Source organism: Paraburkholderia domus, assembly GCF_905220705.1.
Classification (GTDB): domain Bacteria; phylum Pseudomonadota; class Gammaproteobacteria; order Burkholderiales; family Burkholderiaceae; genus Paraburkholderia; species Paraburkholderia domus.
Genome location: NZ_CAJNAT010000002.1, coordinates 198,605 through 213,665 on the forward strand (window position 1 = coordinate 198,605; position 15,061 = coordinate 213,665).

A 15,061-nucleotide genomic window follows, 5' to 3' on the forward strand; every position below is an offset into this window, starting at 1 on the left:
TGCTGCCGGCGCTCTACCCAGTTTACGCGCCGCCCGAGGCAGCCGCGGCCGATGCAGCCTTGCTCTTCTTCGCCTTCTTCTTCGACGCTTTGGTGCCGGATGCGTCGGCCGGCGCGCTGGCAGCGGCCGCCGTGGCCGGCGCGGAAGCTGCCGCTGCGTCGGACGCCGCAGCCTTGCTCTTTTTCTTCGACTTCGAAGCCTTGGTGCCGGATGCCTCGGCCGGCGCAGCCGGTGCCGCGGGTGCTGTTGTTGCGGCCGTGGTAGTCGTCGCAGGTGCGGCTGCCGGCGCTGCCTTGGTGCTTGCGGTGCTACTGGACTTCGAGGCGGCCTTGGCGCCCGAAGGCGGCGTGGACGAGCCGTTGATCGTCAAACCGGCCGCTTCGAGATTGGTCACCGATTTGGTGCCGATGCCTTTGACGCGGCTGGCGAGATCGTCGGCGTCCTTGAACGGGCCGTTCTTGGTGCGTTCGTCGATGATCGCCTTTGCATGCACCGGGCCGATACCCTTGACTGATTCGAGCGCCGCCTGATCGGCGGAATTCACTTCGACGGCCGACGCAAATCCGGCCGACAGCGACAAAGCCAAAGCAACGCAAAGCATCAAAAACTTCTTCAGCATGGCAAGCACTCCATTGAGAGGGCAAAAAAAATTAGCCGCAAAGGGAAAACTCGGGACGACGCATCCTGTCAGCAGGCGCTGCGCTTAAGCATAGAACAAATTGCGTGCCCTTATTTGCAAACGCCGACGATTTATACCGATCGATTCATGACAAGTAAATCAGGGCGGACAATATTTAAAGCTTTTGCCTGGCAATTAAGCCGATATGAGTTTATCGATCAACGTTGCTCACCGTAAATAATCGCGCCGCAGACAAATGACAGCGTCGCCCACTTGACTTAGAGTGCACTCGAAGTCCTAACCTGAGTTCAGTCATGTCGAAAATGTCAAAAGCACTCACGATCGGCGAGGTCGCCGGGACGATCGGCGTCTCCACCCATACGCTGCGTTATTACGAGCAGGCCGGGCTGATTCGGGCGGTTGGGCGCACGCAGGCGGGGCATCGCCTGTATTCGCCGGCCGATCTCGACTGGCTGCAGTTCGTGATGCGCTTGAAGGCGACGGGTATGCCGATCGCCGGGATGCAAGCGTTCGCGGCGCTGCGGGCAGCAGGTCAGCCTACAGTGGGCGAGCGCCGCGACATGCTGGTGGCGCACCGGGATGCGGTTCTGGCGCGGATCGCCGAGTTGCAGAGCAATCTCGGTGCGATCGTCGACAAAATCGCTTACTACGAAGCCGCTGAGCAATTCGCTGGGCAGATGCCCGCCACTGGCACTCCGACACGACAAATCGACGAAACCCAATCGCTTTCGCATTCGGAAAAGGACTCACCATGGAACACGCACAAAACGATCGCTACACCCGAGGCTGGAACAAACTGAAGGAAATCGACGGCTCGACGGGCGAGCAGGTGATTGCCGCGCTCGCGCCGATCGCGCCGGATTTCGGACGCCTGCTGATCGAATTCGGCTTCGGCGATATTTACAGCCGGCCGCAACTCGATCTGCGCGCGCGAGAGATCGCGACGATTGCGTCACTGGCGACGCTCGGCTGCGCGCAACCGCAGTTGAAAGTGCATATCGAGGCGGCATTGAATGTCGGCTGCACGCGCGAGGAGATTGTCGAGGTGTTCATGCAGATGGCGCTCTACGCAGGTTTTCCGGCGGCGCTGAACGCACTGTTCGCGGCGCGGGAGATTTTCGAGCGGCGTGATCAGGCGTTGGAACAGGGGCAAGCGTTGAAGGAGACGCAGGCGGCTTGAAGCAATAGAGAAGGGCGGCTGCCAGACGCAGCCGTTTTTTGCAGGCTTAAGACGCAACTAACGGTCAGCTGTTGCCTGCGACTTCGACAGGGCACCGGTGGTACAGCCTGCAACCCCAGCTAGCATAAGGGGCCATGCTCAAGCAGTCTCGCACGTTAGCTCCTGGGATTCGGCCGACCAACCCCTATCAACGCCAACCAGCCCAAGTCGTCCCGTCAAACTGCCGAATCCGCCCTGACTACCGTTTCGGCGCGCAAATACCGCTTGCTCACGCTGCGCCAGTACAGCAGCAAACCGGTGCCGGCAATCGCGAGGCTCACCGTATTGGCGACCCAGAAGCCGCGCGCACCGGTCAGCCATTCCGGCGTGGTGCCGGACACATTGAAGCCGAGCAGATACCCACCGCCGAGCCCAACGCCCCATAGGGCAACTGCATAGATGACGGTCGGAACGACCGCCACCTTGTACGCGCGCAGCACGAACGCGGTAGTGATCTGCAACGCGTCGAACAGGTGATAGCACACGACGATCAGCACCAACGGCATCGCCGCCGCCGCCACCTGCGCATTCGGCGTATAGCCTTCGATCACGTACGGCCGCAGCACCAGCACGATCGCTCCGTAACAGCAGGCGATCGCCGCGGCCATCATGATGCCGTGCCGCGACAACGTGCGCGCTGCTTCCGGGCGATGCGCGCCGAGCGCCTGGGCGACCAGCGTCGACGAAGCGATGCCGATCGACAGCGGCGTCATATAGAGCACTGCGCCGATGTTGCCGGCGATCTGGTGACCGGCGAGCGTCGTGGTGCCGAAGCGCGCAATGAAGAGCGCCATGAACGTGTACGAGGTCACTTCGATCAGGTACGACAGACCCATCGGAATGCCCAGACGCAGCTGCGCTGCCTGCCGGCGCCAGACCGGCCAGCAGAAGTGCGCAAAGATCGCGAACGGTTTGAACACGTCGACGCGCGTCAACAGCAGCATCCCAACCACGGCCAGCCCCCAGTTGATCGCGGTGCTGGCGAGCGCGCAACCTGGCCCGCCGAGCGCCGGCACACCGAGCCCGCCGAAGATGAACCACGTATTGAGCGGAACCTTGAGGAGTAGCGCGCCAATCTGCAGGATCATCACAAGCCTGGGTTTGCCGACCGCATTCGTGATCGAGCTGTAGACGCGAAAGGTGAGGCCTGCCGGCAAGCCGAACGCCAGAATCTGCAGATACGCGACCGTGCGCTCATGCAGCGCTTCAGGCACGCGCGCCAGTCGCAGGACATGCCCCGGAAAGTAGAGAATCAGAAAGCCGATCGTAGTCAACGCGAGCGCGAGCCACAAGGCCTGGCGCACTTCTTCGCCGATCTCGCTGTAGCGGCGTGCGCCGTAGAGTTGCGCGGTGATCGGTTGCAGCGCGGTCAGGATGCCGGTCAGGCCGATGTAGACGGAAATATAGATCGACGAGCCAAGGCCGAGTGCGGCGAGATCGACGGCTGAATAGCGGCCGACCATCGCCGTGTCAATTACGCCGAACGCGATGATCGCCAGTTGGCCGATCAACACGGGCCATGCGAGCCCGGCGATTTTCCGTACGTCGGCGAACATGATCAGTCCGGCTTCTTGTGCCAGTTGGGGCGTTTGACGAGCGGCGGCTTCGGACGGTCGATCCGCACGTACAGGCGGAAACGTTCGTCGCGGTCGGCCGCGCGACGGCCTTCCCACACCAGCTTCCACACGAAGTCCGACATCGCGCTCGGGTCGCCGTAGTCCTGGGTGTCCTGACGCAAGATCACGTCGCAATCCTCGTTGAACGAGAAATGCATGTCGCCAAAATAGGCGAAAGTCGCGATCTGCGCGTTACCGAGACGCACAGGCGAGATGCAGGTGTAGTCATCCGGCAAATGGCTTGCGATCTGCTCGGCGACGTCCTTGTAGGTCCGGCTGTAGTTGACGACCGGCAGCCACAGCGTCATCAGCAGCACCCACATCAACGTCGTACCGGCGCTGGAAAGCACCACGCTGCGCCACAGGACTTTCGGATGACGTGCGAGGCGCCATTGCACCAGCACGAACCAGCAGATCGTCACGGCGACTGCGCATACAAACGACAGAATCTTGAACTGCGGCGCAAAACCTGGGGCTAGACGCGCGAGGTTGCGCGCGAGCGGATGCGGGAAGCCCGTCAACCCAGCCACGTACACCAGCCAGACGAAGCTGCCGAGGATCGTGAAGCTCAACAGTGCGAACCAATCGATTGCGTTGATCGCGCCGCGTTTGAGCGTGGGCAGCGCGAAGGTTGCCAGCACCGCGAGCGCGGGCAGCAGCAGCATATAAAGCCGGTTCGATTGATGGCTCTGCAATACGACCAGCACAAGCAGCGGCCCGATCACCGACAGCGGAATCGCCACATGCGGCGCGCGCCGCAGACCCGACCAGCTGAACCACGCCCAGAGCGCCAGCGGCCAGGCCGGCCACGTGAAGAGCGGCAGGTTCTTGAACGCGTAGGCGGCCACCGAGCCCGGCGGCCCGGCGAACGACGACAGGCTGACATGCACCCATTGGTTCAGGTACCAGACAGCGTCATCGGGAAAGGCGGCGAGTGCGGCAATCGGCCACGCGACCGAGAGCGCGAGCGCCACCGGCAAACCGGCCAGCAGCAGCCAGCGCGAACGCGCTTCGCGTACGACCAGCGCCATCGCCAGAGTACCGAGCAACAGTGCGCCAACCAGTACCGGGCTGCTTGCGAGGGTGACGAGGCCTAGCGCCAGGCCCCAGATCAACGCGCCCTGGATCGGCTTGTCGATCATTCGCACAAGCCCATAGACGAGCATGGCGATGCCGAAGAACTGCGCCAGCTGCGGCGTGGTTTCGTGGCCACGTTCGGCAAGGCCGAAGCAGGCGAGCAGGATCAGCAGTGCGCCGTCGGCGAGGGTGCGGCCATAGTCGCGCGGCTCCGGCTCGCCGCCGAACGCGTACTTGAACGGCTGCACTTCGGCGCGCCGGCCGAGCAGGTAGGCCGCGTACCAGACGAACGCACAGGCCGCGCAGAACAGCAGGCCCGTAAACACCCGTGACGCGTTGCTCGCGTCCACCCATGGCGCGAGCGCGCGGATCGCGCTGGCGCCGAGCCAGTAACCGAGCGGGCCGTCTTCCGTCATGTACTTGCCGACCAGATTCGGCAGCAGCCAGTCGTGCGCGCTTCCGTTGGCCATCGTCCACATGACGCCGAAGCCGGCTGCGTCCTCGTTCTTCCACGGATCCCGGCCGAACAGGCCGAAGAATGCGTAGACGATACAGATAGTCAGCAGCAGCCAGCGCGGCAACGCACTGGTCGCAGAGGCAGTGAGGCGAACGACAGGTCTCATGCGGTGTGTGGATATTGGATAAGCGGTGCAGCCGGGACCGGACGGGGTGTCCGGCTGGAATGGCCATTTTGGAGCATCCGGCATTGTAGTCGTGCCGTGCGATGCGCGTCACGGCCAGTAATGGCTCGCAACGTCATGGGGGAGTCTGTAACACGCCGCTGCAACGTGCGGCCTCGCGCAATCAGGCGTCCGGAGTAAGGAGGCAAAAAAGCGAGACAAAGAAGCGGAGACAAAAAAGGGCAGCTCGCGCTGCCCTTTTTTGCTGCTGCTTCGTTGCGGGCCAAGGCCGGCGACGAGGCGGGTATTACTTCGCTGCTGCCTTGCCGGTAGCGCGCGTGCCGAACTTCTTGTTGAACTTTTCGACGCGGCCTGCCGTGTCCATGATCTTTTGTTGACCGGTGTAGAACGGATGCGATTCCGACGACACTTCGATCTTGGCGAGCGGGTAGGTCTTGCCGTTGAATTCGCCAGTTTCACGCGTCTGGATGGTCGAGCGCGTTACAAACTTGAAGTCGATCGACATGTCGATGAACAGGACTTCGCGGTAATCCGGGTGAATGCCTTCTTTCATGGTCTTTCCTTTAATCTGGCGGTAGCCAACCCGCGAGCAGCCGCTACGAATGCGGACAGCATCTAGGCGCGAGCCACTTGCCTATGGTCGAAAAACGGCGATTATGCCAGAAAATCAGTTGCTTGACGACCTTTCTACTACCTTTTTGCCAGCTGTTTGCGTCGCTTTCGCCGCGTTTTTTGCCACGTTTTGTCCACTCTGGCGCTGGTTCGTTTCTCGCGGGTGGGCGGCGGCAGCCCTTATCCGGTGGGCCCTTGCGCGGTGGGTGTCGGTCAGGCCGGTGCGAATGCGATTCCGACCCGTGCCGGGTCCTGGCGGTAAAAGCGCGCCAGCAACCGGTATAGCTCCGGATACTCCGCCTCGAAGGCCTGTGGCTGGACGAACAGCGCCTCGCTACAAACGGCAAAAAATTCCGATGGATGGTCCGCTGCGTACGGATCGATCAGCGAATCGCGCTCGAAACGCGCCCAGCGCCGTTCCGGCACGGCATCCACTTTGGCGCAGAAGTGGTCGTATGCATGGTCGAAGACATCGGCCCATGCCTGTGAGTCGAGTGGGGCATGCCAGCGGCGCATGAGCGGTGGGTGGCCGTCCGCCTCGCCGGTCAGCATGTCGATCTTGTGTGCGAATTCGTGAATCACGACGTTGTAGGCGTCCGTGCCGCCGGCCATCTGGGCGTCTTCCCATGACAACACCACCGGGCCGCCTTCCCACGCTTCGCCGCTCGCGTCGTGCTCGACCTCGTGCACCACGCCGTCTTCGTCCTCAACGGTCTTGCGGATCACGAATTCGCCTGGATAGACGATCACGCCGACCCAACCGCGATACAGGTCGAGGCTTAGATTCAGTACAGGCAAACAGGCTTGCGCGGCGATCGCCACGGTCATGGCGTCGGTTAGCTCGAGTTCGTGCGCGGTCGAAAATTCCTTTTGCGCGATGAAGAGGCTGGTCAGCTCACGCAGACGCACGCGATCCGGCGCCTCGAGGTGGGCGAGGAACGGCAGGCCGTCGAGTGTGGCTTGCCAAAGGGCGTCGTCGATCGCGTAGTCGCGTAGTGCGCGGTCGCGGCGGCGCCTGCCGAACCATTGGGTGAGTTTCGAAAGCATGGCCTGATGAAACCCTTAGTCGATCTGCTTTTGCCAGGCGGCGAAAATGCCGCCGCATATCGCAATGCCGATCAGGAAATAGAAGCCGTCCAGCGAGGTCAGGAAGCTTGCCTGCTGCGCGACCGTCCGGCTGATTTCCACTATCGCAAGCGAGTGCGCCTCGGCCGGCGAGCGGCCGGCGGCGCTGAAGCCTCGGGTCAACACAGCGAGCGAATTCTGGAACAACGGATTGTACGGATTCACGAACTCCGCGAGGCGAGCTTGATGCAGCGCCTGTCGATGTTGTTCGACGATGATCACCGAGGCCGTCGCGAACGAGATCGTCAGTTGCCGCACGATGTTTTTTAGCCGGTAGCCATGCGTGAATTCTTCGATAGCAAAGATTCTAAACGTCAGATTGGCGACCGGCAGCACGATGAAAAGCAATAGCAACCCGCGCAACAGCAGCGGCACGACCAGCGCGGCTTCGCCCACGCCCGGTGACATGCGCGTCATCCATGCCGCGGCGAGCGCGGCCACCGCGAAGCCCGGCACGATGATCCACTTCTTGCGCGGCAGGAGCTTCGCGTAACGCAGGTAGACGAACAGCGCACTCGCCGAAATCAGCGATGTTACGCCGACCAGTTGCCCGGTGTTTTCGACCGGATAGCCGAGGCCGCTCTCGAGAAAGCGCGACGTCAGATAGCTGAACACGGTCGAGATGTAGTAGTAGAACATGTACAGCACGAGTCCGACCTGGAACACCTTTTCGCGCAGCGCGTGCAGGCGCATCAGCGGCGCGGGATGATGCCATTGCTGGTAGGCGAACCAGCCGAGCCCGACCACCCCGGCGACCGTCAGCAGAATCAATCCCGGCGACGCGCTGAACAATTGAAACCGCACTTGTTGCATGACGATCTGCAGCGCGCCTTGCGCGAACGCGAAGATCAGATAGGGCCAGAAGTGCGCCGTGCCGCGTTCTTCCGGCAGGCGGTTGCCGGTGTCGGGAAGGGCGAGCAGGGCGAGAACGGCAAACAGCACACCGGCCGGCGCGGTGCAGGCGAACAGCGCACGCCAGTCGAAATGTGCGACCAGCTGGCCGCCGATCAGCGGCGCGAGCGCACTGCTCAACACGATCAGCACGAGAAAGGCACGGGTTGCCGCGGGTCGCTGCTGCGGCGTAAAGCTCATCTGGATCAGGATGCGGCAGGTGCCCATCATCGGGCCGATGAAGTAGCCCTGAAAGCCACGCACGAACGCGAGTTCGATCGACGACTCGCACAATGTGGCGGCGATTGCTCCCGCTGAATAAAGCAGCATGCAGCCGGCCACGTAGCGCCGGTAACCGAAGCGCTCGACCCACCATTGCTGCTGCAGGATGCCGAGCACGGCCGCTACCGCATAGGCACTCGACGCCCATACCAGTTCATCCGGCGACGCGTTGATGCCGCCCGCGATGTAGCTGGTGAAAAACGAAAAAATCGAGTTGTCGAAATAGTCGAGGCCGGTGACGACGGCCAGCACCCATGGGAAAAAATCGCCGCGCAGTTTTGCCGCGCTAAACAACGGTACGCGGGACGAGGTCGCGCTCATGTGGATTTGTCCGGCGTGGCCGCGCCGGGTACTGCGTCATCCTGGGGCTTCCGGCGTTTCGCGGATGGGTCCGCCATCTTGGCGCGCGCGTTGCGCCGTTGCTCGAGCAGGAAGTCGGCGTTTTCGCCCGCAAGCCGGCGCTCGAGATAGTCGAGATCGGGCGCCAACTCGGATCGCAGCTTCTGCGCCTCCTTGAGTTCGCGGCGCATCGCCTCGATACGCGTGTCGAGGGCGTCGACCTGTTGCGCGAGGGCATCGTGAATCTGCTGCAGCGATTCGTGAGAGTAGCGGTGGCCGCCGTCGACTGCTTCGAGCGGGCGCTTGAGCATCTCGGTGACGCCATGGAGCGAGAAACCGAGGGAACGCAAACGCAGGATGCGGCCGAAGCGCTTGAGATCGTCCTCGTCGTACAGCCGGTAACGGCCTTCGCTGCGGCTGGGTGAGACGAGGCCACGCTCTTCATAGTATTTCAGCGTGCGCGGTGTGACGCCGAGGCGCTCGGCGGCGTCTCGCACGGTCAGCAGAGTGGGCGGGTCCTTCGGCATAAGGGATGGCAGGCTGGGCGGATTGATCGCATTATAGTACAACGTGTACGTTCACGTTCAGGTTGTCCGGGTCGCCTGCATTTGAATGAGCGCGATGGTTGTATGTCGTTGCAGATGCTGCGGACGAAAAAAAGCCGCTCGTTTGCGGCGAGCGGCTTTCTTTTGCGTGCGGGTAGTTGCTTTGGCGCAACCTTACGGTTTAGGCCTTAGCTGCCGCCGCCACGACGCATCATGTCGAAGAACTCGGAGTTGCTCTTCGTCTGGCGAATCTTGTCGAGCAGGAATTCCATCGACTCGACTTCGTCCATGTCGTGAATGAACTTGCGCAGCACCCAGATCTTTTGCAGGACTTCGGGCTTGATCAGCAATTCTTCACGGCGCGTGCCGGACTTGTTCAGGTTGATCGACGGATAGACGCGCTTTTCAGCAAGGCGACGCTCCAGGTGCACTTCCATGTTGCCGGTGCCCTTGAACTCTTCGTAGATCACGTCGTCCATGCGGCTGCCGGTTTCGATCAGCGCCGTGCCGATGATGGTCAGCGAGCCGCCTTCTTCGATATTGCGGGCCGCGCCGAAGAAGCGCTTCGGCCGTTGCAGCGCGTTCGCGTCGACACCGCCCGTCAGCACCTTGCCCGAGGCCGGCACCACCGTGTTGTATGCACGCGCGAGACGCGTGATCGAGTCGAGCAGAATCACGACGTCGTTCTTCATTTCGACGAGGCGCTTGGCTTTTTCGATCACCATTTCGGCGACTTGCACGTGACGCGCAGCCGGTTCGTCGAACGTGGAGGCGATCACTTCGCCGGCCACCGAACGCTGCATTTCGGTCACTTCTTCCGGGCGTTCGTCGATCAGCAGCACGAACAGCACGACGTCGGGATGGTTTTGCTTAATGGCGTGCGCGATGTGCTGAAGCATCACGGTCTTACCGGACTTCGGCGAGGCAACCAGCAGGCCGCGCTGACCCTTGCCGATCGGCGCGATCATGTCGATGATGCGGCCCGTGACGTTTTCTTCGCCACGCATTTCACGTTCGAGCAGCAGCACCTTGTTCGGGTGCAGCGGCGTCAGGTTTTCGAACATGATCTTGTGCTTCGAGGCTTCCGGCGGCTGGCCGTTGACCTTGTCTACCTTGACCAGCGCGAAATAGCGTTCACCGTCTTTCGGCGTACGCACTTCGCCTTCGATCGTGTCGCCCGTGTGCAGGTTGAAGCGGCGAATTTGCGACGGGCTGATGTAAATATCATCCGTGCTGGCGAGATACGAGGTTTCCGGCGAACGCAGGAAGCCGAAGCCGTCCGGCAGCACTTCGAGCGTGCCGTCGCCGAAGATCGTGTCGCCCGTTTTGGCGCGTTTTTTTAGAATGGCAAACATCAGTTCCTGCTTGCGCAGGCGGTTTGCACTTTCGATCTCGAGGCCATTGGCCATCTCGATCAATTCGGACACGTGCAGAGTCTTAAGCTCGGATAAATGCATACGGAGAACCCGCAGGAGAAGGTGCGACGAAATGAAATCTGGGAGGAGAGTGAGCGGAACCGCTCAAGGACTTACACGTCTTTTCGACGTTTTGCGGATTCTAGCATAGCACACGCCAATTTCCGCCAGTGCGACGGCATGGCATCTTTCTTATTGAGCGTGTTGCCAGCTGACAACACGCCTAAGACAGCGCGCCTGAAGGGCTCAAGGGACCTGGGGCGCGCCGATGCAACCGTTTTACAGGTTGCCGTCGAGGAACGCGGTGAGTTGCGACTTCGACAATGCGCCGACCTTCTGCGCGGCGACAGCGCCATTCTTGAAGAGGATCAGCGTGGGGATGCCGCGCACGCCGAACTTGACCGGCGTCGATTGATGTTCGTCGACGTTGATCTTGGCGATTTGCAGGCGATCAGCGTAATCCTTCGCGACTTCGTCGAGGATCGGCGCGATCATCTTGCACGGACCGCACCATTCAGCCCAGAAATCGAGCAGCACGGGTTTATCGGATTTCACGACGTCCTGTTCGAACGATGCGTCGCTAATATGCTTGATTGATTCGCTCATTGTATGAATACCTCTATCGGTTCGAGGCCCGCCTGAATTGCTCGCCACGATACGTCAAAATCTAGGGAAACTTCCGTTCGCTTTGCCGCAATCGGAGCCTTGCCTGCGCACGCCTGAAACAGTCGAAAGACCATTTCCGGAATGCGCGGAAAGCTCGCGTTTGCGGGTCATCCGTATGGCAGTTTAGCTTAATTCGCTATGCGTTGCCGGTGGTGATAGTACTCATCAAGGGCAGTGGGGCCAAAGGCTGCCGGTGAAGTACCACTACGTTTTAACAACCGCGACGCAGCTTATCTGGTGGCTGGCGGCGCAAACTCAAGTGCCCGGGGCACGGACTTTCAGTGTCTTGCCTATATAGTGCGAAGCTCCTGATTCAGCGCGTCGATGTCGGTTTGGTCGTATTAACAGTCGCGCGACGGGGCAAGCGGTGATAGAATGTTTCGTGACGGGCCTCCTCGCATGGAGGGATGGTCAACCTGGTCAGGTCGGGAACGAAGCAGCCACAGCCGTTTTCCACCAGTGCCGAGGGTCAGGCTCGTCACCTTTCTTTTTCTTGTTTTTCGTCCGCATTTTCGTCAGTAGCACCTCCCATCTCCTGTTTTACCCTTGGCGCTGTCACGCAGATGCTGCAGTGGCGTTTCTCGCGCGCTACATCTATTTTTTTCTATCGGTCCGTTAGCCTGTTTCAATGAAGCGGCAACACGCGTTCGCGCGCCGTCTCGATTCGGTTTTGCGCGCCATCGTTACTGATACAATTTCCCGATGACCTATCAAGTTCTCGCACGCAAATGGCGGCCGAAGGATTTCGCTTCGCTCGTCGGACAGGAGCACGTGGTGCGCGCGCTCACGCACGCGCTCGACGGTGGCCGTCTGCATCATGCCTATCTGTTCACCGGCACCCGCGGCGTCGGCAAAACGACGCTGTCGCGCATCTTCGCCAAGGCGCTGAATTGCGAAACCGGCGTGACTTCCACGCCGTGCGGCGTGTGCCGCGCGTGCCGCGAGATCGATGAAGGCCGCTTTGTCGATTATGTCGAGATGGACGCAGCGAGTAATCGCGGTGTCGACGAAATGGCAGCGCTGCTGGAGCGTGCGGTTTACGCGCCGGTCGACGCGCGCTTCAAGGTCTACATGATCGACGAAGTGCACATGCTCACGAACCACGCCTTCAACGCGATGTTGAAAACGCTGGAAGAGCCGCCTTCGCACGTCAAATTCATTCTCGCCACCACCGACCCGCAGAAGATTCCAGTCACGGTGCTGTCGCGCTGTCTGCAGTTCAATCTGAAGCAGATGCCGGCTGGGCACATCGTGTCGCATCTCGAGCACATTCTCGGCGAAGAGAAGGTGCCGTTCGACGCCCAGGCGTTGCGCCTGCTCGCGCGCGCAGCCGACGGCTCGATGCGCGACGCGCTCTCGCTGACCGATCAGGCGATCGCCTATTCGGCCAATCAGGTGAATGAAGACGCGGTGCGCGGCATGCTCGGCGCGCTCGATCAAAGCTATCTGATTCGCCTGCTAGATGCGCTTGCCGACGGTGATGGCGCCGCCGTGCTGGCGGTCGCGGACGAGATGGCATTGCGCAGCCTGTCGTTTTCGACGGCGTTGCAGGATCTGGCGAGCTTGTTGCACCGAGTCGCGTGGGCGCAGTTCGCGCCGTCGTCGGTGTTGGACGAGTGGCCCGAAGCGGGGGATCTGCGTCGTTTTGCCGAAACATTGAGCGCCGAGCAGGTGCAGCTGTTCTATCAGATTGCGACCATCGGCCGAAGCGAACTGGGTCTTGCGCCAGATGAGTATGCTGGTTTCACGATGACGCTGTTGCGCATGCTGGCGTTCGAGCCGGCGCCCACCGGTGGTGGTGGCGGCACGGCTGCGGCGCGTGCGCCGGGACAAGCGGGGGCAGGCGGCGCTAAACGCTCGGGGTCCCCAGCGGTGGCTGCGCAGCAGGCGGCGGCGCCGTCGCGTGCGGTTGAAGCAGCCGCCGCCGTGCCGGTCCGCTCCGCAAATCCGGTGGCAGAAGCGACGCCCGCCACGCCGGATTCGCCGCACCTGGCGTCGGCGGGGTCTGCTGAAAACGCCGGCATGCCGAACTCCACTATTGCTGACGCGGCGAGCGTTGCGAGCTCCGCATCCGCGTCTGGCGAAGCGAGCGCGAAGCCGGCGCCTACGGCGGCCGACGTCGTTGCCGCACCGGCTTTAGCGCCGTGGCAGGATGAGACGTCCGTCGATCCGGTTCTGAGCGATCCGGCGCCTGCACCTACGGACACGAGCGCGCTCCGAGCAGCCCCGATGCCCGAAGCGCCATCGCCAACGCCGGCGACCGAAGCGCCAACGCCGGCGACCGAAGCGCCTGAATCGATCAAAGCAACGAAAGTAACGGCTGCGCCAGCCTTGGCGCCGTGGGACGACGCGCCCAGCGAGCCGGCCTCGAACGAACCACCCGCCGCGATCGCTCCTCAGGAATTGGCACCCGCATCTTCGCTCGCTGCTCCGGCCGCGGCCGCGTTTGCACGGGCAGAAGAGGTTGCGCCCGCACCGGTATCGCAAGCGCCGTCGCCCGCGGCCGACACGCCGCCGCGCCGTGCAGGCGGCGCGAGCGACGCGCTCAACGTATTGCGCAGCGCCGGGCTGAAAGTGTCGTCGGACCGTGGCCGCGCCACGGCGGCAGCCGCCGCCAAGCCCACGGCGGCTCCGGCCACGCCGAAGCCGGCCGCACCACACGTCGTCGTCAATGTGCCGACACCAGGCGCCCCGCGCCGCGCGTCGGCACAAGACGCCGCGCCGGCAGCGCGTGCGCCGTCGCCGCAGGTCGAGCAGCAAAACGGCTCGCCGAGCGCGCCGTGGGACGACATGCCGCCCGATGAATACATGCCGCTCACGGCAGCGGACGAAGGCTATTACGGCCTGCCGGACGACAACTACATGCCGGTGTTCGACAGCGGACCCGACGACGTCCGCGTGAACGCCGCGCCTGCGTCGACCTCCGCGCCGGTGGTCGACAAGCGGCCGTTGCCGCCCGCCGTGCCGCTCGATTCGCTGGGTTTTCAGGGCGATTGGCCGGCGCTTGCCGTCGATCTGCCGCTCAAGGGCATTTCGTATCAACTCGCGTTCAACAGCGAACTGATGGCACTCGAAGGCAGCACGCTCAAACTGAACGTGCCGGTGCCGCAGTACGCGGAAGCTTCGCAGGTCGCCAAACTGAAAGTCGCACTCGCTGAAAAGCTCGGCCAGAATGTCGACGTATTGGTCGAAGTCGGCCTGGCGCGCCGCACGGCAGCCGCGCACGACGCCGCCGTGCGCGCCCAGCGCCAGCAGGAAGCGGAGCGCGAAATCGGCGCCGATCCGTTCGTGCAGTCGCTGATCCGCGAGTTCGGCGCGAGCATCGTGCCCGGTTCGATCCGCCCGATTACTCAGGATGCCGGCCCGAACGGCGCGCCGTCCGTCCACTGATTCGCCGCGCCGTGTGGCGCACCCGATTTTCCGGATTTCACGCTATCAAGAAGGAGCATGTCCATGATGAAAGGTCAACTCGCCGGGCTGATGAAGCAGGCCCAGCAGATGCAGGAAAACATGAAGAAGATGCAGGAGCAGCTTGCATTGATCGAAGTCGAGGGACAGTCGGGCGCCGGTCTCGTGAAGGTGACGATGACCTGCAAGAACGACGTGCGCCGCGTATCGATCGATCCGAGCCTGCTCGCCGACGACAAGGACATGCTGGAAGACCTGGTCGCCGCTGCGTTCAACGACGCCGTGCGCAAGGCCGAAGCCACCGCTCAGGAAAAGATGGGCGGCATGACCTCAGGTCTGCCGCTGCCGCCGGGTTTCAAGCTGCCGTTCTGAACGACGTCGCTGCAAGAAGGGGCTCACGCCGTTGCTGTGACCGCGGCGTGAGTTGGATACGCGAGCCGGGCTCGTTCAAACGCTCGCACCGGCTCGTGCAAGTGTGCATCGGTGCAGTTCGCGGCAGGTCGTTCGCTAAGCGCGCTTGCCCGAATCGTTATCGAGCTGATAGAAGTAGAAGCAACCGAAGTAACTGACGCAAGCGCATCGCGC

Annotated in this window: 13 protein-coding genes and 1 other RNA gene; 5 read left to right on the forward strand and 9 right to left on the reverse strand. The window is 62.2% G+C overall.

Going from position 1 to position 15,061, the window contains the following annotated elements; genetic code table 11:
• Positions 1–22: 22 nt before the first annotated feature.
• Positions 23–619: a ComEA family DNA-binding protein gene (locus tag KHO31_RS06070; protein WP_201076128.1), complete on the reverse strand. Its 597-nt coding sequence runs from the start codon at positions 617–619 to the stop codon at positions 23–25.
• 314 nt (positions 620–933) lie between these two features.
• On the opposite strand from KHO31_RS06070, the gene KHO31_RS06075 reads away from it, so the two are divergent.
• Together KHO31_RS06075 and KHO31_RS06080 are read left to right on the forward strand one after the other, a co-directional pair.
• The gene (locus KHO31_RS06075) at positions 934–1,440 is read left to right on the forward strand and encodes a MerR family transcriptional regulator (protein WP_201076126.1); all 507 of its coding nucleotides are present in this window, start codon (positions 934–936) and stop codon (positions 1,438–1,440) included.
• Positions 1,392–1,820: a carboxymuconolactone decarboxylase family protein gene (locus KHO31_RS06080; protein ID WP_201076124.1), complete on the forward strand. Its 429-nt coding sequence runs from the start codon at positions 1,392–1,394 to the stop codon at positions 1,818–1,820. Before KHO31_RS06075 ends, KHO31_RS06080 begins: the two co-directional genes overlap by 49 nt.
• Positions 1,821–2,035: 215 nt before the next feature.
• Here the strand turns inward: KHO31_RS06080 and KHO31_RS06085 are convergent, their stop codons facing one another.
• The 8 genes from KHO31_RS06085 to trxA all read right to left on the reverse strand — a co-directional run bounded on the left by KHO31_RS06085 (position 2,036) and on the right by trxA (position 11,008).
• Positions 2,036–3,415 carry an MATE family efflux transporter gene (locus KHO31_RS06085; protein WP_201076122.1) on the reverse strand — a complete coding sequence of 460 codons (1,380 nt, stop codon included), beginning with the start codon at positions 3,413–3,415 and terminating at the stop codon, positions 2,036–2,038.
• A 2-nt stretch (positions 3,416–3,417) separates the two neighbouring features.
• Positions 3,418–5,175, reverse strand: a complete 1,758-nt coding sequence (locus tag KHO31_RS06090; protein ID WP_201076121.1) for an ArnT family glycosyltransferase — start codon at positions 5,173–5,175, stop codon at positions 3,418–3,420.
• Between the two features lie 304 nt (positions 5,176–5,479).
• Positions 5,480–5,746: a type B 50S ribosomal protein L31 gene (locus tag KHO31_RS06095; RefSeq protein ID WP_201076120.1), complete on the reverse strand. Its 267-nt coding sequence runs from the start codon at positions 5,744–5,746 to the stop codon at positions 5,480–5,482.
• A gap of 272 nt (positions 5,747–6,018) precedes the next feature.
• Positions 6,019–6,852, reverse strand: a complete 834-nt coding sequence (locus tag KHO31_RS06100; protein WP_201076113.1) for a M90 family metallopeptidase — start codon at positions 6,850–6,852, stop codon at positions 6,019–6,021.
• 15 nt (positions 6,853–6,867) lie between these two features.
• Complete coding sequence (locus tag KHO31_RS06105) at positions 6,868–8,424, reverse strand: MFS transporter (protein WP_211622900.1); 1,557 nt, start codon at positions 8,422–8,424, stop codon at positions 6,868–6,870.
• Complete coding sequence (locus tag KHO31_RS06110) at positions 8,421–8,969, reverse strand: MerR family transcriptional regulator (protein WP_211622901.1); 549 nt, start codon at positions 8,967–8,969, stop codon at positions 8,421–8,423. The genes KHO31_RS06105 and KHO31_RS06110 overlap by 4 nt, the downstream gene beginning before the upstream one ends.
• Before the next feature lie 206 nt (positions 8,970–9,175).
• A complete protein-coding gene (rho, locus tag KHO31_RS06115; RefSeq protein ID WP_006048863.1) occupies positions 9,176–10,444 on the reverse strand; it encodes a transcription termination factor Rho in 1,269 nt (422 codons plus the stop codon).
• A gap of 237 nt (positions 10,445–10,681) precedes the next feature.
• The gene (trxA, locus tag KHO31_RS06120) at positions 10,682–11,008 is read right to left on the reverse strand and encodes a thioredoxin TrxA (protein ID WP_054039468.1); all 327 of its coding nucleotides are present in this window, start codon (positions 11,006–11,008) and stop codon (positions 10,682–10,684) included.
• Between the two features lie 444 nt (positions 11,009–11,452).
• Between trxA and ffs the strand changes: the two genes are divergently transcribed.
• The 3 genes from ffs to KHO31_RS06135 all read left to right on the forward strand — a co-directional run bounded on the left by ffs (position 11,453) and on the right by KHO31_RS06135 (position 14,848).
• Positions 11,453–11,551, forward strand: an RNA gene (gene ffs, locus KHO31_RS06125) — signal recognition particle sRNA small type.
• A 219-nt stretch (positions 11,552–11,770) separates the two neighbouring features.
• A complete protein-coding gene (gene dnaX / locus KHO31_RS06130; RefSeq protein ID WP_211622902.1) occupies positions 11,771–14,458 on the forward strand; it encodes a DNA polymerase III subunit gamma/tau in 2,688 nt (895 codons plus the stop codon).
• A 63-nt stretch (positions 14,459–14,521) separates the two neighbouring features.
• On the forward strand, positions 14,522–14,848 hold the full coding sequence (locus KHO31_RS06135; protein ID WP_007182071.1) for a YbaB/EbfC family nucleoid-associated protein: 327 nt from the start codon (positions 14,522–14,524) through the stop codon (positions 14,846–14,848).
• The last annotated feature ends 213 nt before the right edge of the window (positions 14,849–15,061 follow it).

Coding starts and splice junctions, on each gene's coding strand:
- KHO31_RS06085 (WP_201076122.1), bottom strand. CDS start 3,415: ATGTTCGCCGACGTACGGAAAATCGCCGGGCTCGCATGGCCCGTGTTG.
- rho (WP_006048863.1), bottom strand. CDS start 10,444: ATGCATTTATCCGAGCTTAAGACTCTGCACGTGTCCGAATTGATCGAG.
- KHO31_RS06075 (WP_201076126.1), top strand. CDS start 934: ATGTCGAAAATGTCAAAAGCACTCACGATCGGCGAGGTCGCCGGGACG.
- KHO31_RS06100 (WP_201076113.1), bottom strand. CDS start 6,852: ATGCTTTCGAAACTCACCCAATGGTTCGGCAGGCGCCGCCGCGACCGC.
- KHO31_RS06135 (WP_007182071.1), top strand. CDS start 14,522: ATGATGAAAGGTCAACTCGCCGGGCTGATGAAGCAGGCCCAGCAGATG.
- KHO31_RS06105 (WP_211622900.1), bottom strand. CDS start 8,424: ATGAGCGCGACCTCGTCCCGCGTACCGTTGTTTAGCGCGGCAAAACTG.
- KHO31_RS06080 (WP_201076124.1), top strand. CDS start 1,392: ATGGAACACGCACAAAACGATCGCTACACCCGAGGCTGGAACAAACTG.
- KHO31_RS06095 (WP_201076120.1), bottom strand. CDS start 5,746: ATGAAAGAAGGCATTCACCCGGATTACCGCGAAGTCCTGTTCATCGAC.
- trxA (WP_054039468.1), bottom strand. CDS start 11,008: ATGAGCGAATCAATCAAGCATATTAGCGACGCATCGTTCGAACAGGAC.
- KHO31_RS06070 (WP_201076128.1), bottom strand. CDS start 619: ATGCTGAAGAAGTTTTTGATGCTTTGCGTTGCTTTGGCTTTGTCGCTG.
- KHO31_RS06090 (WP_201076121.1), bottom strand. CDS start 5,175: ATGAGACCTGTCGTTCGCCTCACTGCCTCTGCGACCAGTGCGTTGCCG.
- KHO31_RS06110 (WP_211622901.1), bottom strand. CDS start 8,969: ATGCCGAAGGACCCGCCCACTCTGCTGACCGTGCGAGACGCCGCCGAG.
- dnaX (WP_211622902.1), top strand. CDS start 11,771: ATGACCTATCAAGTTCTCGCACGCAAATGGCGGCCGAAGGATTTCGCT.